Source organism: Kocuria sp. CPCC 205261, assembly GCF_040981025.1.
GTDB lineage: Bacteria > Actinomycetota > Actinomycetes > Actinomycetales > Micrococcaceae > Kocuria > Kocuria marina.
In genome coordinates this window covers 1-22,624 of sequence record NZ_JAVKPU010000011.1, presented here as the reverse complement: position 1 = coordinate 22,624, position 22,624 = coordinate 1, and the positions used below count along the sequence as shown (strand labels likewise).

The window sequence follows — 22,624 nt, the reverse complement described above, 5'->3', positions numbered from 1 at the left end:
TAGCCCCGCACCGCGCCCTCGACCTCCCGTAGGCTTTCCCCACGACTGAGAAAGGCGGACGTCATGAGTGACTCACTGGATCCGGAGCTCGCCCGGGCCCTGCAGGAACCGGCGCGGCTGGTGCGCGCGGACCCTGCACTGCTGGACACGGTCCGCCAGGCGGGTTCCCCTGCCCAGGCGGAACTGATGCGCCGCGTTTCAGACGTGCGCACCGTGGAGGACCGGTACGCGGCGGCCGCCATGCTCGCCGCCCTCTTCGGCCACCGCGGCCCGCTGGACCAGGCCGCCCACGGCTACGGCAGCACCCCGCCGTCCGAACTGCTGGACCTCGCCGATGTCCCGGCGCTGCGGCCCGCCCTGCGGGATGCGCTGTCCTCCCCCGTCCGCACGGGCCTCCTGGAGTGGGCCACCACCGCAAACCCTTCTCACCCGCCCCTCGAACTCGCCATGGCGGCCCGGGATCTCGGGCTGTCCGACGCTGCAGTGCTGCGTTCCGTCGCGGATCGCGCGGACCAGGTCGCCCACGACGCGGCACCCGCGCAGCGGGGGCCACTGGCCCGTTTCTCGGAGGTGCTGCGCGCGGCGGCGGACAACCCCCGGGACGGCGGAGCGGCGGCGTCGCCCGCGCCCGGTTCGATGCCGACGCCGCAGGGTCCCGTCGGCTCGCAGGGCCCCGCGGTCACGACCACCGGCATCCCGGCCTCCGAGATGCTGGGCGAGGACGAGCTGGACGAGCCCTCCCGGCCCGGACATCGCTACCCGGGCGAGGGCGTGCCCGTGCGCGACTCGATCGCGGGCCCCGGCGCCAACGCACCGCGGCAGACCTGGGAGCCGGGCAGCCTCTCAGGACGTCCCACCGGCGGCGAGTCCCAGGACGAGAACGACGCCGCCCACCCGGCCGGCCCCTCGGACTCGCCCGACCGCCACGGACCGCCGGTGCCCCCGCGCGAACCGTCCACCAACGAGCTGTACTACGGCGTGGGCAGCGACCGGTACGCGGACCGGGACCCGGACAGCGAGCAGACCCGGGCCGAGGACCGCCACGTGGCCCGCAACTGGGCCATCGTGTTCGCAGTGATCGTGGCGGTCATCGTGGTGCTGGTGCTGCTGTTCTGACCGCGGTAGGACCGCCGACCCCCGCCGAGCCGGTTGGTTGGCCAGATCCGCCAGGCTCTGCCTGTTGCGCCACCCGAACGAGTCCAGCTGCCCGTCGGTGAGCGGCTCGGTCATCAGCGCCTAGTCGTAGACCGGGACGGTCTTGAGCCTGTCGCGCTCGAGCAGGGACGGGAACACGTTGGTGGCCAGCACGGCGCGAGGCGCCCCCACGAGCCCGGCGTCGGTGCGGGCCACCACGCCGTCACCCGAGGTGTCCCGCTCGGTCACGCGGCTGTATTCGTGGATCTCGCCACCCAGCTCCGCGACCACCCGGGCCAGTGTGGCGGGGTGGCCTATGGCACACACCCGCTTCCTTCACCGCCCGGCGAGGTATGTGGGGAGTGGACCTGCCCACGCACCGCGCGCTCATCCAGGAAGACGCTGGAACCGTCCTCAGCATGGGGCTTGTTCAGCCACTGCACCCGGTGAGGCTCCACGGCCGGGTTGAGAATACCCGTGCGCTCGAAGTCCACGTCCATCCCATAGTGCTCAATCGGGGCGAGCGCAGCCCCGGTCCGGGTCGCTCTGCGGGGCGTTCGAGCAGTACTCGACCGCGCCCCGTGGCGATGGGCGGTCATGCGGCGCCCGCGGGGATGTCGACGGTGTTGAGGACGCTGTATGGCTGGTTGTCCCCCATGCCGGACACCGCCGAAGGGCAGGCCCGCTCCGCCTGACGGAACCCCCGGGTAGCGTGGACCAGGTGACTACTGAACAGAACGGCACCGCATCCTGGCAGCACGGCGTGGTGGTGCGCGGCGCGCGCCAGAACAACCTCCGGGACGTCTCCCTGGACCTGCCCCGGGACTCCATCGTGGTGTTCACGGGGGTGTCCGGTTCGGGGAAGTCGTCCCTCGCGTTCGGCACGCTGTTCGCGGAGTCGCAGCGACGCTACCTGGAGTCCGTGGCGCCGTACGCGCGCCGGCTGATCGACCAGGCGGGTGTCCCGGACGTGGACGTGCTTGAGGGGCTGCCGCCCGCCGTCGCCCTCCAGCAGCAGCGCGGCGGGGGCGGAGCGCGCTCGGACGTGGCCACCGTGACCACGCTGTCGAGCCTGGTCCGGATGCTGTACTCTCGCGCCGGTTGGTACCCGCCGGAACAGGCCATGCTCTACGCGGAGGACTTCTCCGCGAACACTGTGCAGGGCGCGTGCCCCACGTGCCACGGGATCGGGCGGGTCTACGAGGTCACCGAGGACACCATGGTCCCGGACCCGTCGCTGACCATCCGTGAGCGCGCCGTCGCCTCCTGGCCCGTGGCGTGGGCGGGGCAGAACCAGCGGGACATCCTGGTCTCCCTGGGCTACGACGTGGACACCCCTTGGAAGGACCTGCCGAAGAAGGACCGGGACTGGATTCTCTACACCGAGGACCGCCCCACTGTGGGCGTGTACCGCGGGCTCACCCCGAATCAGACGCGCAAGGCCCAGGAGGAGGGCGTGGAGCCCACGTACCAGGGCACGTTCATCGGGGCGCGGCGCTACGTGCTGGACACCTTCGCCAACGCGAAGAGCCCGAGCACCAAGAAGCGCGCGGCCCAGTACCTCACGAGCGAGCTGTGCCCGGAGTGCCACGGCAAGAAGATCAAGCACGAGTCCCTGTCCGTGACGTTCGAGGGCCTGGACATCGCCGAGTTCTCGCACCTGCCGCTCGCGCGCCTGGCGGAGATCGCGCGCTCCGTGACTGCCGAGGACTGGACCCCCGGCGAGGCGCAGCACCTGGAGGACCACGTGCTCGACGCCAAGACCCGCGCCGCCTCCACCGCCTCGCGGGTCGCGGAGGGCGGTGCCTCGCACGACGCCGCCCCGGACGTCCGGCGCACCCCGAACCTCTCCGTGGAGAAGCGGGCAGCCGCGCAGCGCCTCGCCGCGGACCTCGTGGCGCGGCTGCAGCCCATGATCGACCTGGGCCTGGGATACCTCTCCCTGGACCGCACCACGCCCACGCTCTCCGGAGGTGAGCGGCAGCGGCTGCGGCTGGCCACCCAGCTCTCGTCCCAGCTCTTCGGCGTGGTCTACGTGTTGGACGAGCCCTCCGCAGGTCTGCACCCCCGGGACCTGGACGCGCTCATCGGGATCCTGCACGGACTCAAGGACCGCGGCAACAGTCTGTTCGTGGTGGAGCACTCCCTGACCGTGATCCACGAGGCGGACTGGCTCGTGGACATCGGCCCGGATGCCGGCGAGCGCGGCGGCCGCGTGCTCTACAGCGGTAAGCCGGGCGGTCTCGCCGACGTGCCCGAGTCCGCGACGCGACGCTACCTCTTCGCCGAGCACGCGCCGTCGGCCGTGGCGCGCGAGCCCCGCACGCCCCAGGGGTGGCTGGAGCTCGAGGGCGTCACCCGCAACAACCTGCGCGGCCTGGACGTGAGCTTCCCCGCCGGGTGCCTCACCGCCGTCACCGGCATCTCCGGCTCGGGCAAGTCCAGCCTGGTCAGTCAGGCGCTGCCGGTGCTGGTGCGCGAGCGGCTGGGCCACGGCGGCCCGGAGGACACGGAGATCACCGGGGACCCGGAGTCGGACCTGCTGACGGCCGACGACGCCGCGGACGACGTGCGCGGGCACGTGGTCTCCCTGCCGGAGGGCGTGCGGCGCGTCGTCGTGATCGACCAGAAGCCCATCGGGCGCACTCCGCGCTCCAACGTGGCCACCTACACCGGCCTGTTCGACGCCGTCCGCAAGCTCTACGCGGCAACCGACGAGGCGAAACGGCGCGGCTACAAGGCCGGACGGTTCTCGTTCAACGTGGCCGGCGGGCGCTGCCCCACGTGCGAGGGCGAGGGCAGCGTGATGGTGGAGCTGCTGTTCCTGCCGAGCATCTACGCACCCTGCCCGGACTGCCACGGGACCCGCTACAAGGCCGAGACCCTGGAGGTGCTGTGGCGGGAGCGCTCCGTGGCGGATGTGCTGGCCATGAGCGTGGACGAGGCGCATACGTTCTTCGAGGGCGAGGACGCCGTCCACCACACCCTGGGCGTGCTGCGGGACGTGGGACTCGGCTACCTGCGGCTGGGCCAGCCCGCCACCGAGCTCTCCGGCGGTGAGGCGCAGCGGGTCAAGCTCGCCTCCGAGCTGCAGCGGGCCTCGCGCGGGGACACTCTCTACGTGCTGGACGAGCCCACCGCCGGACTGCACCCCGCGGACAGCGACCGGCTCATGAACCACCTGCAGGGGCTGGCAGACGCGGGCAACACGGTGGTCATGGCCGAGCTGGACATGCGCATGGTTGCCCAGGCCGATCACGTGATCGACATGGGCCCGGGTGCCGGCTCGGACGGCGGGCGGGTGGTTGTCGCGGGCACTCCCGCCGACGTCGCGGCGCACCCGGACAGCGCCACTGCACCGTACCTGCGGGCTGTGCTGGGCTGACCCGGCGGTCGGGCCGGGTGGTCTGCACGGGCAGGGGGATGGCCCAGCCCCAGCGGCGGCGCCAAACGGCGTCATGCCGCCGCGGCGTCGTCGAAACCTCGTAATGTTGTCCCCGGGGAAGACGTCGTGTGTGCCACCTCACCACGGCGTGGGGACGCACCGCGGCCGCATCACTGCGGGCAGCGGGCTGGCTGTGCACCACCGCCCGCGGGGGCCGTGACGCACGAGATGGGGGAACACCGAGATGACCGATCCTGGAACGCACCGGCACCGCGGAGCGCACCGCGCCGAACGCCGCGGGCCGAGCGGAACGCTGCTGACCTGGCTGGCCCTGGGCCTGGTGGCCGTCCTGCTGCTGCTCGCCGCCGTCTTCCTGATCCCGCGCGGGGACGACGCCGCGAGCGAGAAACCCTCGGACGCGGCCTCGAGCGCCGCGTCCGGTGACGCGAGTACGGCGGGTGGGGAGCCCGTCGTCGTCGCCCGCGCCAAGACCAGCGCGACCACCTGGTCCGCCGTGCTGCAGGACAGCAACGTGGAGCTGGGGCGCCCCCAGGAGGACGCCGGCACGCGCGAGCTGGTCTCCCGTGCGCTGGGCGAGGCCGAGAACGGACGCGCGGATAAGGCCGCCACGGACGAGGCCCTGAAATTCCGTGCGCGCACGGAGGGCGACGCCGCGCCCGTGCGCAGTGCCGACGAGCGACTCGAGCAGCTCGTCAAGCACTCCACCGCGGCGACCACCGCCAGCCCGAGCCCACTGAGCCCCGCCCTGGCCGCGGGCGCGGCCTCCGGCGCCCCGCCGCGCAGCGAGACCGTGGTTTCTCGCGCGGAGTGGGACGCCTACCACTCCCGTAACGCGGACACGGAGCTCGTGGCGAGCACCCCCGGCGACGACGCCCCCACCGCGGACGACGCCGCCCTGCAGCAGGCGCTCGCCCAGTGGCAGCACCTGGCGGAACCGTTCCACGCACTCGTGGCAATCGACGCCTCCGGGTCCATGGGCGAGAAGGTGGACCAGGACGGCTCCACCCGCATGGATCTGACGAAGGCCGCCGCCGCGACCGCCGTGGGGCTGTTCCCCGAGCACGACGCCCTCGGCCTGTGGACCTTCCAGCGGCACCTGGACGGGGACAAGGACTACCGCTCCCTCACCCCGGTACGCGAGCTCTCCGCGTCGGTGGACGGCGGCACCCAGCGGGACCAGCTCTCCCGGGACGTGGAGTCCCTGACCTACGCCCCGGACGGCTACACCGGCCTGTACGACACCACCCTGGCCGCCTACCGCGAGGTGCTCCACGAAGACGCCCCCGGGCATCTGCGCACGGTGATCGTCCTGACCGACGGCATGAACCACGACCCCGGCTCCATCTCCCTCGACAACCTGCTCACCATGCTCAAGGACGAGCAGGACCCGGACAACCCCGTGCGCATCATCACCGTGGGCATCTCGAAGGACGCGGACGAGGACGTCCTGAAGCAGATCGCGGAGGCCACGGGCGGCTCCTCGCACGTCGCCCGCACCCCGGAGGATATCCAGGACGTGTTCGTCAAGGCGCTCACGAGCGAGTGACCCGGTCCTCCGGCAAGCGCCAATCCCCATAGGACGAACAGGGAATCCCACAGGAGGGCATGGCCGAGAACCACGGAGTCGGCCCAGGTCGAGTGCCCGAGAACCACCGAGCCCCATGCACCCGCCGTGCCGGCTCCACCCCGCAGGAGCACCGCGGCGGCCCCGAGCCACGAGACCAACCGGATCCACGCATGCATGGGGGCAGTGCGGTGATCCACCCATGGAATCACTGCTGCGGCAATCTGGCGCCCGCAATAGCGTCGAGCATCATGTGAAACTGCGGCCCTCCTTCACGCTGCATCTCCACGGGGAGCTGCCCCACGGTCACCAGCAACCAGTTGCCGCCCAGAGCCCAGTAGAGACTCGCGGCTCCATGGATCAGACCAGCCCCCATGGCGATGGCGAAGAATGCAGAGGCAGACCTGGAATACATGCTGGTGACCCTAAAGCCGGTAGATGATCGGCAAACAAAGTCACCACGCATTCCCGTGTCCGCCCCCCTGGCGCGGTCTCATCGGGTGGGCCCTCCTGCTGGTGGCGGTGCTTGTGATGGTGACCGGTGGGCGGAGGTGGCGGCAGCAGAAGGAGAACACCAGGGGGCGGTGAATCTGAGGCGCGAAATGCCCCGGGGCCGGGAACCGCACCGTGGGCCGGGGAGCGGCGCACCGGGACCGCCCCTCACGGCACGAGCCGCACCCCCGTGGATCGGGAGCGCGACTCGTGGTCGGTCAGGCGTCAGGGGCGACGCCACCGGGTCACCGCACCAGCTCGTCCACCACCCGCTGCATGGACTGGCTATGGTTGCCGAAGCGGTGCATGGTGATGGACACGGCCTGCTCGGCCAGCATGTACATCATCTCCACGCGCCCGGCGCCCACCACGTCCTCGGTGATCAGGGCGATGTCCGGGTGCTCGGCGCGCACCGCGTAGAGGTCCTTGAGGTCCTCCTCGGAGCCGTCCCACGGGGAGATCACGCGGACGCGGGCGCCGTGGCGGACGTCGAGGGCGTCGTCGTCCAGGGCGCGCAGGTCCGAGAGCTGACCCAGCGGGCCCAGGGAACCGGTGCCCAGGGCGTGCGCGAACTCGGCGTCGGACGCCGGGTTCAGCACCGTGGCGAACAGCCCGTTCACGGCTGCGGGCAGCGAGTCCGCGGCGCTGAGGACCACCTGCGAACCCGAGCGCACGGCCGCGAGGCCCACGCGCAGGACGTCCGTGAGGGACGCACCCTCCTGGGCGCGCACCACCACGGTGCGGGGGCGGTAGCGGAACAGGTTCGCCTCGCTGCGCAGGGCAGTGGGGTCCTTGACCTGGCCGAACTCGCGCTGCCACTCGGACTGGTCCGACTGCGCGGCGCGGCGCAACCACACGAGGTCCTCGTCCGAGATCAACGGGGTCACGGCGTCCAGCGCGCGGTGCACGCGCGGAGCGAGGACCCACGCGCCGGCCGCGCCGCGGTCCGTGCTGGAGTCCGAGAACCCGGCGCGCTTCCAGCGGCCCAGCGACGCCAGGTAGTTGGGACCACCGGCCTTGGCACCGAGGCCCACGGAGGAGCGCTTCCAGCCACCGAACGGCTGACGCTGCACGATCGCACCCGTGATTCCCCGGTTCACGTAGAGGTTGCCGGCCTGCACGGAGTCCACCCAGCGCAGGATCTCGTCCGCGTCCAGCGAGTGGATGCCCGCGGTGAGCCCGTAGTCCGTGGCGTTCTGCAGCTCCACGGCCTGTTCCAGGCTGTCCGCGGACATGAGCCCCAGGACGGGACCGAAGCACTCCGTGAGGTGGAAGAAGGACCCGGGCTTCACACCGGTGCGGATCCCGGGACGCCACAGCCGCCCGGAGTCGTCCAGCTGCTTCGGCTCGATGAGCCACTCTTCACCCGGCTCCAGCTGGGTGAGGGCGCGGCGGAGCTTGTCCGAGGGCTGCTCCACGGTGGGGCCCACCGAGGCCTGCAGGTTCACGGGCCAGTCCACCACCATGGAGGAGGCGGCGTCCACGAGCTGGCGGCGGAACCGCTCGGACGTGGCCACCGAACCCACCAGGATGCCGAGCGATGCCGCGGAGCACTTCTGCCCCGCGTGACCGAACGCGCTGGACACCAGGTCCCACACCGCCTGGTCACGGTCCGCGCTGGGCGTGATCACGAGCGCGTTCTTCCCGGAGGTCTCGGCCGTGAGGGGCCGCGCGGGATCCCACGACGCGAACAACTGCGCCGTCTCGTACGCGCCCGTGAGCACCACGCGCTCCACGTCCGGGTGGGAGATCAGCTGCTGACCGGCCTCCCCCTCCACGGGGGCCACGAGCTGCAGCACGTCCCGGGGCACACCGGCCTCCCACAGTGCTTCACACAAGGCGGTGGAGCAGCGCCGCGATTCGGGCGAGGGCTTGTGGATCACGGCCGAGCCCGTGGCCAGGGGCGCCACCGTAGTGCCCGTAGGGATAGCCAGCGGGAAGTTCCACGGCGGGGTCACCACGGTCACGGCGTGCGGCACGAAGTCCCCGCCGTCCACGGCGGCCAGCTCGAGCGCGCGCCGTGCGTAGTAGCGGCAGAAGTCCACCGCCTCGGAGACCTCCGGATCGCTCTGCCCCAACACCTTGCCCGTCTCCGCGCCGGCCACGGCCATGAGGTGACCGCGGCGCGCGGCCAGGATGTCCCCGGCGCGGTTGAGGATCTCGGCGCGCTCGCGAGCGGGCGTGGCGGCCCACCGCTGCCCCGCGGCCTTGGCGGTGGCGACGACGTCGTTCACGGCCTCGACCGCATCCCCCGAGTTCTCCTGGACGTCCCGCAGCAGCTCGGGGACCGCCAGCGATGCGTACCACTGTGGGTCCCCGATGCGTTCGGCGATCTCCTCCGCCCACTTCTGGTTGGCGGGGACGGAGACGTCCGTGTCCGGTTCGTTGCGGAACGGCTCGTCCAGGGGGATTGTGGGGGTCTCCCCCGTGGTTTCCGCGCGGCGGTCCTGCACGCGCCGCGGATCGAGCGCCCGGGGATCGTCCTCGAGGTCAGCGAGCGCCGCCCGGAACCGGGTCTCCTCGCGTTGGAAGACCCAGTTGTCCGGACCCAGGTCGAAGATCCCGGACATGAAGTTCTCGTTCGCGGAGTTCTCCTCGAGCCGCCGCACCAGGTAGGACACGGCGACGTCGAACTCCGCGGGCTTCACGGCCGGCACGTACAGCAGCAGCTGGCCCACGTCCGTGGACACGGCCTCGCTCTGGGAGGTGGCCATGCCCTGGAGCATCTCGAACTCGATGCGGTCGGTGACGCCGCGCTCCGCCGCGAGCAGGTGGGCGAACGCGATGTCGAAGAGGTTGTGCCCCGCGACCCCCAGGCGCATACCGCGCATGCGCTCGGGGTGGAACAGCCAGGTGAGCACGCGCTTGTAGTTGGTGTCCGTGGCCTGCTTGGACTCCATGGTGGCCAGCGGCCAGCCGTGCATTTCCGCGTCCACGTTCTCCATGGCGAGGTTCGCGCCCTTGACCAGGCGGACCTTAATCTGTGCGCCGCCGTCCGCGACGCGCTGCCCGGACCACTCGGAGAGCCGCTGGATGGCGCCGAGGGCGTCTGGAAGATAGGCCTGGATGACGATGCCGGCCTCGAGGTTCTTCAGCTGGGGCTTGTTCAGCAGCCGCTGGAACACCTCGATGGTCAGTTCGAGGTCCGAGTAGACCTCCATGTCCAGGTTGATGAACATCTTGCCGGTGCCCTTGGTGGCCGCGGTCTCGTACAGCGGCAGCAACCGCTCGACCACGCGCTCGGCGGTGCGGTCGAAGCCCCAGTGGGACAGTTGCGGTACCACGGAGGAGACCTTGAGGGAGACGTAGTCCACGTCCTCGCGGCGCAGCAGGCCCTCGGCGTCCGCGAGGTGCTTCTTGGCCTCGTCCTCGCCGAGCACTTCCTCGCCCAGCAGGTTGATGTTGAGCCGGTGCCCGTGCAACCGCAGGGCCTTGACGGACTTGCCGAACGGGCCGGGGCGGGCGTCCACGACCATGTGTCCCACCATTTGCCGCAACCGGGTGCGTGCCGCGGGGACCACCACGGAGGGCAGCACGCCGGACAGCGCCGTGCCCGCCTGGATCTGGGCCCGGTCCGTGGCGGGCATGGACTGCGGGGTCAACGTCGCGATGTCCTGCAGGGCCTTGGCCGCAGCCTTGGTGTCCTCGGTGCGGACGACGCGATCCACGAATCCCACCGTGAACTCCAACCCGTTGGGGTCCTGGAGCACGGCGGCCAGACGGTCCTCTGCGGGGTTCTTCTGTGTGTTCTTCCGCTGGTTCTCCTGCGCCCTGAGCAGCCACGTGCGCACGAGGTCCACGGCGGGATCGGCGAGGGCGTGAGGATCGGTTCCGGTATTGACGGTGCGTGCCATTGCAACGCCTCCAAAGTCTCGGCCCGGGAAGGGTGCCGAGGCACTCCCTCGGCCACCAGCCGAGTCTCACCGGGCCCGGCGTGGCTGGTCTTCACACGCTATCGTGATCCCCGCCACGGCGAAGAATCGCCGGCCTACGACCGATCGAGCTCCGTCTGCAGGATGTCCAGCACCCGGATGAGGTTCAGGTGGGCCTCCACCTGCGGGAAGTTGCCGGTGGCCCGGCGCTGGGACGGCGAATAGGTGGAGGGCAACAGACCCAGCTCGTTGGCGGTGCCGAGCACGAGATCCGTGAGCCGCGTGGCGTCCCCCGTGTGACCGCACAGCGCCAGCTGCTCGGCCAACTGCAGGGTCGCGGACACGGACGGCACCGACTGCCCCGCGAAACCGTCCTGACCGATCGAGGACGCGAACGCCTCGGCGTCGTCCAGGTCGGTGAGCTGCGGGAGGTTGCGGTAGCGGTGCAGCAGCCCCGACCGGTCCGTGAGCTCCTTGCGGATGCGCGCCACGGTGCCGAGCATGCGTTCGTCGTCGTAGGCCACGAAACCCACCGTGGGCAGCTGCAACAGGGAGGCGTCCACGTCCGTGGAGCCGTAGTACTGCACGAACGAACCCACCTGGGGGTCGTAGCCGTTGGTCCAGATCTCGTGCGCGAGCTGGTCCCGGTGTTCCTCCCACGTCTCCACGTCCCCGGGCAGCCCGTGGATCCGCACGGCGTCCACGCCGGCCTGCAGCGCGGCCCACATCATCACGCGCGAGTGCGTGTAGTACTGGGGTTCGCCGCGCATCTCCCAGACGCCCTGGTCCTTCTCCTCGTAGTTGGCCACGACGGCGCGCAGCAACGCCTGCTGCAACGGCCAGGACAGGTGGTCCTCCTGCACGCCGCGCCGACGCAGCATCTCGAACACCCGCAGCACGTGACCGGCCACGTCCGCCTGGTAGTGGTTGCCGGATGCGTTGCCCTCGCGCACCGGGCGCGATCGCTCGTAACCCGGCAGGTCCACGAGGCGTTCGCGGATCTGCCCGGAGCCGTCCAGCGTGTAGATGTTGGAGGGGTTGTCCACGTCCCCGGCCACGGCGCGCAGCAGCCAGTTGCGCAGTTGCGCGGCCTCCCGGTCGTGGCCGTGGTCCAGCATGATCTCCAGCGCGGAGGCCGCGTCCCGGGGCCACGCGTGGCGGTGGTCCCAGTTGCGTTCCCCGCCCAGCACCTCCGGCACGGACGTGGTGTCCGCGGCGATCAGTCCGCCCGTGGCCTGGTGCATGAGCCCGCGCACCACGAGCAGGCTGCGGCGGATGATGTCCTCGGGGGCGTCCTGGGTGCTCGTGAAGTGCACCGTCTCCTGGGCGTCGGCGTCCGCCGGGCGGTCCCCGTGACGCCCCACGTCCCGGCCGGACGCGGGCTCGCCCGCGTCTCTCCTTTCCGCCGACGACGCCGCCCACGCGCCGTCGTCCCCGTCCTCCGGGAGCTCCGGGTCCGCTGTGGGGTCCGTGAGCGGATCGTACGGTTCGTACAGATCCGTCCACTCCTGCCACAGGTTCAGCGTGGCCGTGAGGGTCTCGTTGACGTCCACCGCTTCCGGCGGGACGCCGTGGGACGGGAACCACGTGAGCGTGAAGTCCCTGGTCTGGCCCGCGGCCACCGTGAAGGAGCCCGCATGGCGCCGCTTGCGGCGGTCCGGGTCCGCCTCCGGCAGCGGGTCACCGTGGAACACCACGGAATCGGGGCCGGCCATGCCCACGAGCACGGACTCCGCGACCGCGCCCTCCTCCGATTCCCCCTCGAGCACGTCGAAGCGGCTCAGCCACGGGACCGACGAGCCGTAGTTGAAGCGCAGCCGCAGGTCCTGGAACATCTCGACCTCGCCCGTGAGGCCCTCCACCCGGCGGATCAGTTCCGTGCGGGAGTTCAGGGGCATGAAATCGGTGACCCGCACCACGCCGGTGTCCGTGGTCCACACGGTGTGCAGCACGAACGTGTTCTCCGCGTAGAACCGCTCCACCGCGGTGACGCCGGGCAGGGAGAGGTCCACCGCGGCGTCGTCGTCCACGGCGCAGTACGGCGCCAGCAACCAGCGGCCGTGGTCTGGGGTGCCCAGCAGCGCCGCGAACAGCGCGGGCGAATCGAAGCTCGGGACGCACCACCAGTCCACCGAGCCATGACGGGAGACCAACGGCCCACTGCGCATGTTGGAGAGCAGGGCGTAGTCCTCGATCTTGGAAGCCATGGGCCCAGAATCCCACAAACGCCCTGGCGGCTCACGCCGGAGCATGGGCGCCCGTGTCGAGGAACGGACCCCTGCCCTCAGGGGAAGTCTGGCCGGATGGCCACTGGGTTCGGTGACGTTCCGCCACTAACGTGGTTTGTTCGTTGTCCGCGTTCCCGACAGGAAGAACCCCATGACGTGCCCGGCCCAGCCGCTCCCCCGCTCAACGCAGCCCGGTGAGTCCGTCGGCCCCCTGCGCGCCATTGGTAACTTCCTGCGCAAGGGGACCACGTTCTCCGGGCGTGCGTCGCGATCCGAATACTGGTGGATCGCCTTGTATTCGTTCCTCTTCTCGGTGGCCTACAGCTTCGCGCAGGACCGGGGGTACCTGGACTGGCCGGACGTGGACGGTGGAGCCAGCGTCGCGCTGATGCTACTCGCCCTGGTCACGCTGCTCGTCTCCGTCCTCCTGTTCATCTTCGCCATCGCACTGTCCGTCCGACGACTGCATGACATCAACGCCTCCGGACTGTGGTTCATGCTCTTCCTCATCCCGGGGCTGGGCACGCTCGCGCTGCTCATCCTGGCCGCCCTACCACCCAACCCGCGAGGAGTCCGCTTCGACAACCAGACGATTCCCAACGGGACACCCGCAGCGGCCCACGACCGGGGCAACGTCACGTATGAGCGGCCCATCGCACGTGAACTTCGCCCTGACAAGGAGGACAACCAGTGATTGCCGTTCTTCTCATGATCCTCGGGTGCGCGTCGTTCTTCTACGCGACCCACATGATCGTCAACGCCAACCCGCACGCAAAAATCCCGACCTGGATAGGCCTCCCACCCAACAACCCGGGCCGCGCGTTTGCGTTCCGCATGGCGGGGATACTGTTACTGATTTCCGGGGCCGTGTTCTCCGACGGCCTGGCCTGGTACTGGATCGCGATATTCGTCCTGATCCTGATGGCCCCCTCTGTCGTATACATGGCCCTGCACAACCGCAGGGCCACCCGGCCGGAACCCTCTGACCCCGCGAATTCCTCATCTGAGCAAGACGACGCGCTGAGCAATACCAGTCAGTCCGAATCGGGACACTTCCGTTAGCCCTCTTTCATGGCCCATCTATAGGTACCTGGTTCGCTGCATTGGGCGGGGTGATGCAACACAGATCCCGGAACGCACGAGGTCAAGCCAGGCACGGCTTGTACACATCGCCTGTCAGCGTGACCCCAGGAAGGCATATTTTGAACGTTCGTCGCCGCACAAACCCCGTCTTGCTGAGCCTTCTGCTGTGGGGCGCTTCTGTGGCCGCCTGGGCCGCAGCGCTCACAGCAGAGCGTCTCATTTACAACGACGCCGTTTCATGCAAGCTGCTAAGGGCAGATTCGATTTACGGGCGGCCGGGATGGAGTTGGGCACCCCTAGGTGTACTGACCGGAGAGGTTAGTTGACCTGGGCTGGGTGGCGTCCGAAATCGGTGGTGAGCCAGTCCTCGATGGACGTGTGGGGAAAGTCCGGCAGGTCGAAGTCGCGAGTTGCTGGCCGTGGGCTTGCGTCGTGGATGTGGTCGAGGCGGAACAAGCGCCAGTCGTCGCGCTTCGTGTCGAAGGCAACTAGATTGAATCGGCCTGACTTTCGTTCCGTTCTTCAAGCAAGGATGGAAGACGATGAACAGGAAGTATTCACCGGAGATGCGTGAGCGTGCGTTGCGGATGCTCGCGGAGTCGCGGCCAGAGCACCCGACGATGATGAGCGCGGTCCGTCACGTAGCCGGACTGCTCGGTATGAGCCCGGAGACGCTGCGGCTGTGGCAACGCCGGTACGAGGTCGATGCCGGGGTGAAGCCCGGGCTGACGACGGATGCGGCGGCGGAGATCAAGCGGCTGCAGAAGGAGAACGCCGAGCTCCGCAAGGCGAACGAGATCCTCAAGGCCGCGAGCGTGTTTTTCGCGAAGGAGCTCGACCGCCCCTGACCGAAATGATCCGGTTCATCAATGAACATCGGGATCGTTTCGGGGTCGAGCTCATCTGCTGGGTCCTGCGCCCGGCGGTCCAGGGGTTCCTCACCTCGCGCGGTTATCGCGCCGCGGTCGGCCGTGCCCCGTCGGCTCGGCATCTGAAGGACGAGTTGCTGGTGCCGGAGATCGCGCGGCTTCATGCGGAGAACTACGGCGTCTATGGACGCCGGAAGATGCACGCCCTGATGCGTCGGCAGGGATGGGACATCGGCCGTGACCAGACCGAGCGCCTCATGCGCCTTGCCGGGGTGCGTGGCGTGACGAAGTCGAAGCGGGTGTTCACGACGCGCTCCGACAAGACGACCGTGCTCCCGAACGATCTGGTGAACAGACGCTTCACCGCTCCCGCACCACGGCGGCTTTGGGTCTGCGACGTCACCTACGTCGCGACGTGGTCCGGATTCGCCTACGTTGCGTTCGTCACCGACGTCTACTCGAGACGCATCGTCGGTTGGAACGTCGCATCGACGCTGCGGTCGGAGATCTTGCCGATGCAGGCCCTCGACATGGCGGCCTGGGGTGCCGGCGGCGATCTCACCGGGCTGACACATCACTCCAACCACGGGTCGAACTACATGGCGATGGTCTACACCGACCGGATCGTCGAACTCGGTGCTGTCCCATCGACGGGAACCGTCGGCGACTCATTTGATAACGCCCCGGGCGGAAGCCATCAACAACCTCTACAAGACCGAGCTGATCCGCCAGCAAGGGCCCTGGCGCACGGTCGAACGGGTCGAGCTGGCGACGCTCGAGTGGGTGTGGTGGTGGAACAATCAGCGCCTCCATGGCGAGCTCGACATGCGCACCCCCACCGAGGTCGAGAACGCGTACTACGCTGACCTCGAATCAGCCAATCCAGCAACTGCCGGACAAGGCTCCCGATAGGAACGAAAGTCAGGCCGATTCAGGGAAGGTCGAGCGTTTCCATCGCACCATGGCCGACGGGTGGGCCTACGCCCGCTGCTACACATCCGAAGCCGAAAGACGCGGCGAACTCGACGGATGGCTGCACTACTACAACCACCACCGACCCCACACAGCCTCCGGGAACAAGCCGCCCTTCTCACGATTGACCAACGTCACCGGTCAGTACACCTAGCTGCGGCCGCCATGATGAACCACGGCATGAACCGCGACAACTTCCACGAGCTTGCGCGCTGGGCTGAGCACGCGGCCGCGCACAGTTACACCGAGCGCGGCGTGCTGGTCACCGGAGACAGCCGCCTCCACGCCGAGACGATCCGCCCGCCACGGCCGACACCGGACCCCCTGGACCGACAGACCGAGCGCCCGCCGTTCCCGCCGTGGCAGATCAACGCCCGCACGTGGCGCGGACCGGGGGAGGCACCGGCCCCGCCCGGCGCGATCAGTGAGGCCCTGGACGTCATTAAAGCGGCCACCGGCCTACCTGTGGCCCATGTCCTTGCCTGGGAGGTCTGCACCGGCTGGGCGGGGTAGCCCCAGCCCCGTGCCCGAGTGCGCTTGTAGAGTCGTGCCACCAGCGACGAGGAAGGAAATGCACATGAATTGGCTCGAGGACGTAATCCAACACGTCAACGTTTGCAACGAAGAATCACCGGGGAGCAGAGTTCTGCGCGTGACGACCGATGCCAACGTGCCAGGCATCAACACACCCGACCACGACCGCACCCAGGTACTTCTAGCGGAGCTGTATTACACCCCGATTGGCTAGTGGGGCGAGCATACGAGCCCATGCCCAGCGGCTCGTGGGCACCGATTCAGCTAGGCACCCATCAAATCGCTATCAACCAGGCGCACGTTGTCTCTGTAGGGGTTTTGACGCCCCCCAAGAACGCCAGATAGCTCCGCATCTCTCGACAGCCCCCGGTGTCAGGATTTACCTCCGGGGGCTTTGTCATGTCTGGGCCGTGGTCAGGTATGGCGGGTAGTGGTGCATAACCCATCCCCGCGCGCTGATTCTGCACCCCCTGCTTATGCACTAGGTTTTGCTACATGCTGGACGGCCAGCGCACGGCTAGAAGCCGAGCGCGGGGGAGTGGTGCAAAAACGACCGTTTGAGCTACACGCGTAGCGTCCACACGCTCACCACGATCGCCCCTTCAAGTCCACCTCGCCGGTCGGCCACTCAGCAGCATTGCCATGCACCGGCAGGATGAAGAGGGGGTGTCCTGCTGGCGAGGCGATCGCGCGCCCCTCTCGGCTGATCCACCGTTCTGGCGCTCTGATGCGCTGCCAGCCAGATGAGGCGTAGAACGGCACGACAGACTCGGCGCAGCCGAGGAAGCCGAACTCTATGTCGGGGTCAGCGAGCATCGACTGGCGAGCGGCTTCCATAAGCTGCTGGCCGAGGTGGTGACCACGCCCAGCAGCTGAAACTAAGACTCCACCAACACCAGCGATGGTCACTTCCTGCCTATTGACCGTGATGACGCGCTTGGCCCATCCCACGTGGCCAACGACGGCGCCCATAGCGGTGGCGATCAGATGGACGTCGTGCGGTGCGTAACCGTAAGGCTGCTCAGGATCCCACTCGCCGTGCGTGGTGAGGTACTCCTTATCGAAAAGCGCCCGGAGTTGATCAATCCGGTGCGCGGTGAGCTGTTCATGCGGCTCGACGAGGATTTGGGTGGCTGATGATCTCATAGTTCACAGAGTGCCCGATGCCCTGGAACGTCCGCACCCAAGATTGTTCGCCCGCCAGCCAGCACGCTCGGCGTGTAGCTCAAACGAACGTTTCGCCCACGTGCGTCAAATGGTGCTGCTGACCGACGACGAGCCAACACAGCGGGACTTCTATGAACGTGCCGGCTTCACCGAAGCCAGTGCCTTCCAACCAGGACCGTTGCGGGCATTCGTGCGCCTTCAGCGCTGAGTCCTGCCTAGCCGTCCGCGAGCCACGGACTACCGCAAGGAACACTGGCCGAGGTCGAACCTTCCCGGTTTACCACCATCATGTGCGGCTGAGGTACGCCGACATGATTCACAGGACAGGCCCTAGGCCATGTCGCTAAACGTCTTCGGGTGCAGCGTGGATGAGTCTTGACCGTGTATCGCGTGATGTGATCTCGGACGAGGCGCGGGCCGTGATCGGCCCGTTGTTCCCAAAGGTGAAGTCGACAGGTCGGCCGCCGGTAGATCGGCGCACGGTCGTCGAAGCGACGGCGTGGCGGTTCCGGACCGGCGCGCCGTGGCGCATTGCTCATTTCATAGTCAACACCACGGGATTCGTTGCAGGCGCGGGGTCGCTCGCCAGCCTTGCGTGCGTCTCAACGTCGTAGCGGGCATTGCCGTAACGGAGCTTCTCCCGCTCGATCCCTTCAGCCCGAAACCCCGCCGCGGTCGCCACTCGACATGAGGCGGGGTTGTTCACCCGGTGCCCGAGCTCGAGTCGATACAGCCCGTTCTCGAAGACCCAGTCGCTCACGGCGATAAGCGCACCGGTCGCGTATCCCTTCCCGCGTGCTTCGGCTGCGAGCCAGTAGAACATCCACGCGGTCCCGTGCCGAAACTCGATCGCGGACGCTCCGACACTGCCGATCGCAACACCGTCCTCGACCACAGCCCAGTTCTTCACGTGCTCATCGAATCGCAAGGACTGATCGATGAACGCCTCAGCGGCTACCCGGGTCGAAAGATCGGCGCCGCCGAACTGAGTCACCAGATCGGAAGTGCTCTGAGACGCCTCGCTCAGCGCCGACGCATCGCCCCTGTTCCACGGACGAAGTAAGACACTCACGCCTCTAATCCTGCCTCAATGACCAGCTGGGAACTGCACTCAGCCTTTAGCAACACGCCCTAGGAGTCGGTAACCGGCCATATGTAAAGCGGAAGGGAGCTGAAGCGCGATCAGATTTCATCTGATCGCGCTTCAAGCCTGGTTTATGGCAATCACTCCGTGTCGGCGTTCTAGTAGACGGTTCCCATGGCCTTCCTGACCTCGTCTAGCGTGTTGTTGGCGATCTCGTTGGCGCGGTCGTTCCCTCGCTTCAATACCCGTAGGGCGACCTCGGGGTCCTGGGCTAGCTGTTGCCGCCGTTGCCGGTGGCCGGCGAGGAACTCGTTGACCGCCTCGGTGGTCACCTGTTTGAGGCGTCCGCTGCCGGCGTCACCGATCTGCTCGGCTAGCGCCTGCGGGGTGGTGTCCAAGCACAGGGCGGCCGTTGAAAGGAGGGCTGAGACCCCGGGGCGGGTGTCCGGGGCGAAGGTGATCCGACGCTCGGAGTCCGTGACGGTGCGGCGGATCACCGCTGCGGTCTCATCGGCGGTCATCGACAGGGCGATGGCGTTGCCGTAGCTCTTGGACATCTTCCGCCCGTCCAGCCCCGGCACTTCCGGGGTGGCGGTGAGCAGGGCCTCGGGAACGGGGAAGGCGTGCCCGTAGCGGTCGTTGAAGCGGCGGGCGATGACGCGGGTGATCTCCACATGGGGCAGGTTGTCCTTGCCCACCGGCACCAAATTGCCCTTGCAGAAGAGGATGTCCGCGGCCTGGTGCACTGGATAGGTCAACAGCAGCCCGCTCAGCGCCCGGCCGGAGGCGGCTGCTTCGGCCTTGACGGTGGGGTTGCGGTGCAGCTCGGCCTCGGTGACCAGGCTCAGGAACGGCAGAAGCAGCTGGTTCAGCGCCGGCACGGCAGAGTGGGCGAAGATCGTCGTCCGCTGCGGGTCCAGGCCCGCGGCCAGGTAGTCCAGCACCGCGCTGTGCACGTTCTCCTGCACGCGGGCGGTGGTGTCACGGTCGGTGATTACCTGGTAGTCAGCCAACACCAAGAAGATCTCCACCCCCGCCTGTTGCAGACGGAGGCGTTCGACGATGCTGCCGAAGTAATGGCCCAGGTGCAAGGCCCCAGTCGGGCGTTCCCCGGTGAGGACCCGGAATGCCTCCGGGGTCCGGCCGATGGCCCGGGTCAGTTCGGCCGAGCGCTGCTCGGCGGCGGCGAATGACTCCATGTGCGTACTCCTCGAAGGTCGGAAGCTGCACACAAGACCGCCGAAGTGGCACGGGCTGCTGTGCAACCCGTGAACATGCGTCAACCGGCTGCTATCGCAGCCACCACCACGCCAGACGGTTGAGCATCATGGCCCCCACTCTACCCATCCGGCAGCAGCCCCAGACTCTCCGCCGAGCCCACCCCGCACGGCCAGGGCACTCCCGGTACGGGCCAGAACTGCGCTGTCCTGGATAACAGGGCCGACATGCACGCTCCCCCGCCGTCTCCGCCTCCTGAAGTGCTTGAAGCGTTCGGGCTCACCGACAGAGTCCACCCTGTGCCCGGCGGACAGGGGCGAGCTTTTCGGGTCGGTGCAGTGGTGCTCAAACCGACGGAAGACCCGATCGAGGCACAGTGGGCGTCCGCGCTCATGGACGGTCTTGCCCAGGAGCCTGGCTTCGATGTGCCAGCGCCGTTGCGCGCCGGCACCGGCGCCTATGTCGCTCACGGATGGATGGCTACCGGACTGGTTGAAGGAACAACAGGGCCACAGGGCCGGTGGGAGCCACTGATCATCGCCGCCCGGGCGTTCCACAGAGCCCTGGCCCAAATGCCGCGTCCCGATTTCCTCGCCCGCCGCTCGAACCCCTGGGCGGTGGCCGACCGTGTCGCCTGGGCAGAGCAAACCATCGACGTCGCCCCCGAAGCGCGCACGGTCTACAACGGGCTTCTCGGCCTACGGCGCCCGGTAGAGATGCCGTCCCAGCTGGTTCATGGGGATCTGACCGGCAACGCGCTCTTCGCCGAGAACCACGACCCAGTGATTATCGACTTCTCCCCCTACTGGCGCCCGACAGGCTACGCCGAGGCCATCGTCGCCGCCGACGGTCTCCTCTACTACCCCGGCGACGTCCCCGCCGCCGTCATTGGCCGCCCCGAAGAACAGTGGATTCAAATGATGGTCCGCGCCCTGATCTTCCGACTCGTCGCATCCGCAGAGCTCGTCGGCATCGGTGGGCGGATCCCGGACGATGAACTCCAACGCTTCACCCGAGCGACAGCCACGGTAGAACGCCTGGCCGGCACCGCAACCACCCACCAGTAGAGGCAACCATCGGAGCGACCCGGTATTCGGCCACGCACGGACGCTGAGTACGACCCCGACGCGTTGGCGTCCCGGTCAGGACATGCCCCTCAGGGCCTCGCGCAATACGGTGATCCACTCTTCGAAGGCGTCCAGATGAGCATCATGGGTCCCACGGGGCAGATCGATCCGCCAAGTTCCTGGGCGGGCAGCGATGAGCGCGTCCTTCCGTGCGGGGGTGAACATCGAGTCCGCGGCGAAGACCACCGTGGTCGGGGCCGTCACCGCCTTCCACTCCTCCCAGCGCGGAACGTGCACGGCCTCGAGGACGGCTTGCATGACCGCCGCGTCGAACCGAGGACGAAACCCGTCGCCAGTGTGTTGAAGATCCGCCACCCAGGCCCGGGCCAAGGCACTGTCACCGAGAAATTCGGTGGCATCGGCCATTGATCCGAAGGGCGTGGGCCACGAGCGGAAGAATGCACCCAAAGCCCCTGCCTCCTCCAGGTCCCCGCCGTGCACGTCGGCTTCCAGCAGCACCAGACCGGCCACCCGCTGAGGGTGTGCAGCGGCGGTGAGCAACGCAGTGTGCGCTCCCATGGACTGACCCACCAGCACCACGGGATGACTCGAGGCGACCACATCGATCACCGCTGCGACGTCGTCGACGAAAGCCTGCCGGCCCATGTCCGACGGCACGCGGGTGCTGTGTCCGTGCCCACGCTGATCCACCAGCACACACCGGTACTCGGGCCACAGCGCTTCGGCCGAGGGAATGAACTCCTGCGCGCTGCCGGCCAGCCCGTGCAGGAACACCACCACCGGGGCGTTGCCGCCGGTGTCCAGATAACTGATCCGCGTCCCCGACTGTCCCACCGTCTCCCGCGAGAACTTCATAGCCTTGATCCTCCATCAGGAACCGGTGCAAGACAGGGCATGGCCATGGGCTCAGGTCAGGCTCATGCCTCCGTCGGTGGTGATGACCTGACCGGCGACCCACACTTCCTGGTCGGTGGCCAGCCACCCGATCAGCCGCGCGGGATCTCTCGGGTGCCCCCAGCGGCCGAAGGGGGTGGCCTGTCGCCATGCCTCGATCTCTTCCAGGGAGCGGTCGGTGGTTCCGGGGTCGAGGTAGCCGGTGTTGACCGGGCCGGGGTTGATGGTGTTCAACACGATTCCGAGCTCGAGCAGTTCCGCAGCCACCGTGGGTGTTACCTCTGCCAGAGCGGCCTTGCTGGTGGCGTAGGCGACCTCACCGCGCATCGGCCCCTCGCCCTGGCCCGAGGTCATCCAGAACACCCGGCCGGCCGTCCGTTCATCGACCGGCCCGGCCCTTTCGATGCGGTCGCCGGGCCGCGCTGAGGCGGATCGAGCAGTCGTGGCGGCGTGGCGGTGGGCGAAGTGCCGGGTCAGCAGCAGGGTGGAGCGGGTGTTGGTGTCCCAGAAGGCGTCCAGGGTCTCGGCGGTCATGTCCAGGATGGACCCGTCGCCGCCGCTGCGGGCGTGGTTGCAGACGAGGATGTCCAGGCGCCCGGTCAGGGCGTGGGCCTGCTCGACGAGGTTTTCAGCGGTGTCCGGGTCCCTCAAGTCCGCGGAGACGTCGCCGGCGAGGGCACCATCGTGCAGAGCGGCCCGGATGCCGGCGCGTACCGCATCGAGGTCGTCATCGCCCCAGGGCTGGTCCGCGTCATGGGGGCTGTAGTGGTGGAAGAACACACTGGCCCCCAGGGAGGCGAGCTCAACGGCCACCGCGTAACCGATGCCGCGGCGGCGGGAAACCCCGGTGACCAGAGCGGTTCTGCCCCGCAGCGGGCGTGTGGAAGAAGCGTGAGCCATGGTGGTGCTCCTGACGTACTCGAGGATTCGTCGTTCACAGGGCAGGCGCTCACACCGTCTTCATGGTGGGGAACCTATCAGTGACCACCGCTGCGGGCGGTGCGTCACCCAGGTGAGTG

The 22,624-nt window shown here is 68.5% G+C and carries 17 protein-coding genes and 3 pseudogenes; 10 read left to right on the top strand and 10 right to left on the bottom strand.

Annotated features, from left to right (window positions below):
- The first annotated feature begins 63 nt into the window (after nt 1–63).
- A complete protein-coding gene (locus RF646_RS10920; RefSeq protein WP_368835973.1) occupies nt 64–1,116 on the top strand; it encodes a hypothetical protein in 1,053 nt (350 codons plus the stop codon).
- 120 nt (nt 1,117–1,236) lie between these two features.
- On the opposite strand, the gene RF646_RS10915 is transcribed toward RF646_RS10920, so the two are convergent.
- The gene (locus RF646_RS10915; protein WP_368835972.1) at nt 1,237–1,461 is read right to left on the bottom strand and encodes a hypothetical protein; all 225 of its coding nucleotides are present in this window, start codon (nt 1,459–1,461) and stop codon (nt 1,237–1,239) included.
- Nucleotides 1,462–1,855: 394 nt separating this feature from the next.
- Here RF646_RS10915 and RF646_RS10910 point away from each other — a divergent pair, with 394 nt between their 5' ends.
- Both RF646_RS10910 and RF646_RS10905 read left to right on the top strand, forming a co-directional pair.
- Nucleotides 1,856–4,519, top strand: coding sequence for an excinuclease ABC subunit A (locus tag RF646_RS10910; protein ID WP_368835971.1), 2,664 nt, complete (start codon nt 1,856–1,858; stop codon nt 4,517–4,519).
- Between the two features lie 244 nt (nt 4,520–4,763).
- Nucleotides 4,764–6,086 carry a VWA domain-containing protein gene (locus tag RF646_RS10905; protein ID WP_368835970.1) on the top strand — a complete coding sequence of 441 codons (1,323 nt, stop codon included), beginning with the start codon at nt 4,764–4,766 and terminating at the stop codon, nt 6,084–6,086.
- 226 nt (nt 6,087–6,312) lie between these two features.
- Here RF646_RS10905 and RF646_RS10900 read toward each other — a convergent pair whose 3' ends face one another.
- The 3 genes from RF646_RS10900 to RF646_RS10890 all read right to left on the bottom strand — a co-directional run bounded on the left by RF646_RS10900 (nt 6,313) and on the right by RF646_RS10890 (nt 12,720).
- A complete protein-coding gene (locus tag RF646_RS10900; RefSeq protein WP_368835969.1) occupies nt 6,313–6,519 on the bottom strand; it encodes a hypothetical protein in 207 nt (68 codons plus the stop codon).
- Between the two features lie 322 nt (nt 6,520–6,841).
- Nucleotides 6,842–10,450, bottom strand: a complete 3,609-nt coding sequence (locus RF646_RS10895) for a bifunctional proline dehydrogenase/L-glutamate gamma-semialdehyde dehydrogenase (protein ID WP_368835968.1) — start codon at nt 10,448–10,450, stop codon at nt 6,842–6,844.
- Between the two features lie 134 nt (nt 10,451–10,584).
- A complete protein-coding gene (locus tag RF646_RS10890; protein WP_368835967.1) occupies nt 10,585–12,720 on the bottom strand; it encodes a glycoside hydrolase family 15 protein in 2,136 nt (711 codons plus the stop codon).
- Nucleotides 12,721–12,847: 127 nt separating this feature from the next.
- Here RF646_RS10890 and RF646_RS10885 point away from each other — a divergent pair, with 127 nt between their 5' ends.
- Together RF646_RS10885 and RF646_RS10880 are read left to right on the top strand one after the other, a co-directional pair.
- On the top strand, nt 12,848–13,390 hold the full coding sequence (locus tag RF646_RS10885) for a DUF805 domain-containing protein (RefSeq protein WP_368835966.1): 543 nt from the start codon (nt 12,848–12,850) through the stop codon (nt 13,388–13,390).
- Nucleotides 13,387–13,758: a hypothetical protein gene (locus RF646_RS10880; protein WP_064846439.1), complete on the top strand. Its 372-nt coding sequence runs from the start codon at nt 13,387–13,389 to the stop codon at nt 13,756–13,758. Before RF646_RS10885 ends, RF646_RS10880 begins: the two co-directional genes overlap by 4 nt.
- 339 nt (nt 13,759–14,097) lie before the next feature.
- Here RF646_RS10880 and RF646_RS10875 read toward each other — a convergent pair.
- Nucleotides 14,098–14,277: pseudogene (locus tag RF646_RS10875) on the bottom strand (WYL domain-containing protein); the annotation flags it as partial.
- Nucleotides 14,278–14,321: 44 nt separating this feature from the next.
- Here RF646_RS10875 and RF646_RS10870 point away from each other — a divergent pair.
- The 3 genes and pseudogenes from RF646_RS10870 (at nt 14,322) to RF646_RS10860 (ending at nt 16,133) form a co-directional block, all read left to right on the top strand.
- Nucleotides 14,322–15,560: pseudogene (locus tag RF646_RS10870) on the top strand (IS3 family transposase).
- A 19-nt stretch (nt 15,561–15,579) separates the two neighbouring features.
- A pseudogene (locus tag RF646_RS10865) lies at nt 15,580–15,774 on the top strand (integrase core domain-containing protein); the annotation flags it as partial.
- A 26-nt stretch (nt 15,775–15,800) separates the two neighbouring features.
- Nucleotides 15,801–16,133, top strand: coding sequence for a hypothetical protein (locus RF646_RS10860; protein WP_368835965.1), 333 nt, complete (start codon nt 15,801–15,803; stop codon nt 16,131–16,133).
- 606 nt (nt 16,134–16,739) lie between these two features.
- On the opposite strand, the gene RF646_RS10855 is transcribed toward RF646_RS10860, so the two are convergent.
- The gene (locus RF646_RS10855; protein ID WP_239319827.1) at nt 16,740–17,300 is read right to left on the bottom strand and encodes a GNAT family N-acetyltransferase; all 561 of its coding nucleotides are present in this window, start codon (nt 17,298–17,300) and stop codon (nt 16,740–16,742) included.
- A 389-nt stretch (nt 17,301–17,689) separates the two neighbouring features.
- Here RF646_RS10855 and RF646_RS10850 point away from each other — a divergent pair, with 389 nt between their 5' ends.
- The gene (locus RF646_RS10850) at nt 17,690–17,935 is read left to right on the top strand and encodes a transposase (protein WP_368835964.1); all 246 of its coding nucleotides are present in this window, start codon (nt 17,690–17,692) and stop codon (nt 17,933–17,935) included.
- Here the strand turns inward: RF646_RS10850 and RF646_RS10845 are convergent.
- Both RF646_RS10845 and trpS read right to left on the bottom strand, forming a co-directional pair.
- Nucleotides 17,857–18,393 carry a GNAT family N-acetyltransferase gene (locus RF646_RS10845; RefSeq protein ID WP_239319821.1) on the bottom strand — a complete coding sequence of 179 codons (537 nt, stop codon included), beginning with the start codon at nt 18,391–18,393 and terminating at the stop codon, nt 17,857–17,859. The genes RF646_RS10850 and RF646_RS10845 overlap by 79 nt on opposite strands.
- Before the next feature lie 170 nt (nt 18,394–18,563).
- On the bottom strand, nt 18,564–19,604 hold the full coding sequence (gene trpS, locus RF646_RS10840; protein ID WP_035961066.1) for a tryptophan--tRNA ligase: 1,041 nt from the start codon (nt 19,602–19,604) through the stop codon (nt 18,564–18,566).
- Nucleotides 19,605–19,961: 357 nt separating this feature from the next.
- On the opposite strand from trpS, the gene RF646_RS10835 reads away from it, so the two are divergent.
- Complete coding sequence (locus tag RF646_RS10835) at nt 19,962–20,690, top strand: phosphotransferase (RefSeq protein ID WP_368835963.1); 729 nt, start codon at nt 19,962–19,964, stop codon at nt 20,688–20,690.
- A gap of 75 nt (nt 20,691–20,765) precedes the next feature.
- On the opposite strand, the gene RF646_RS10830 is transcribed toward RF646_RS10835, so the two are convergent.
- Together RF646_RS10830 and RF646_RS10825 are read right to left on the bottom strand one after the other, a co-directional pair.
- Nucleotides 20,766–21,566, bottom strand: a complete 801-nt coding sequence (locus tag RF646_RS10830; RefSeq protein WP_368835962.1) for an alpha/beta fold hydrolase — start codon at nt 21,564–21,566, stop codon at nt 20,766–20,768.
- 51 nt (nt 21,567–21,617) lie between these two features.
- Nucleotides 21,618–22,505: an SDR family oxidoreductase gene (locus tag RF646_RS10825; protein WP_368835961.1), complete on the bottom strand. Its 888-nt coding sequence runs from the start codon at nt 22,503–22,505 to the stop codon at nt 21,618–21,620.
- Between the last annotated feature and the right edge of the window lie 119 nt (nt 22,506–22,624).

Bases quoted from the DNA above. Each gene is read 5' to 3' on its own strand.
- RF646_RS10920 (WP_368835973.1), top strand. From the start codon at position 64: ATGAGTGACTCACTGGATCCGGAGCTCGCCCGGGCCCTGCAGGAACCG.
- RF646_RS10905 (WP_368835970.1), top strand. From the start codon at position 4,764: ATGACCGATCCTGGAACGCACCGGCACCGCGGAGCGCACCGCGCCGAA.
- RF646_RS10900 (WP_368835969.1), bottom strand. From the start codon at position 6,519: ATGTATTCCAGGTCTGCCTCTGCATTCTTCGCCATCGCCATGGGGGCT.
- RF646_RS10895 (WP_368835968.1), bottom strand. From the start codon at position 10,450: ATGGCACGCACCGTCAATACCGGAACCGATCCTCACGCCCTCGCCGAT.
- RF646_RS10890 (WP_368835967.1), bottom strand. From the start codon at position 12,720: ATGCTCCGGCGTGAGCCGCCAGGGCGTTTGTGGGATTCTGGGCCCATG.
- RF646_RS10885 (WP_368835966.1), top strand. From the start codon at position 12,848: ATGACGTGCCCGGCCCAGCCGCTCCCCCGCTCAACGCAGCCCGGTGAG.
- RF646_RS10860 (WP_368835965.1), top strand. From the start codon at position 15,801: ATGAACCGCGACAACTTCCACGAGCTTGCGCGCTGGGCTGAGCACGCG.
- RF646_RS10855 (WP_239319827.1), bottom strand. From the start codon at position 17,300: ATGAGATCATCAGCCACCCAAATCCTCGTCGAGCCGCATGAACAGCTC.
- RF646_RS10850 (WP_368835964.1), top strand. From the start codon at position 17,690: ATGAGTCTTGACCGTGTATCGCGTGATGTGATCTCGGACGAGGCGCGG.
- trpS (WP_035961066.1), bottom strand. From the start codon at position 19,604: ATGGAGTCATTCGCCGCCGCCGAGCAGCGCTCGGCCGAACTGACCCGG.
- RF646_RS10830 (WP_368835962.1), bottom strand. From the start codon at position 21,566: ATGAAGTTCTCGCGGGAGACGGTGGGACAGTCGGGGACGCGGATCAGT.
- RF646_RS10825 (WP_368835961.1), bottom strand. From the start codon at position 22,505: ATGGCTCACGCTTCTTCCACACGCCCGCTGCGGGGCAGAACCGCTCTG.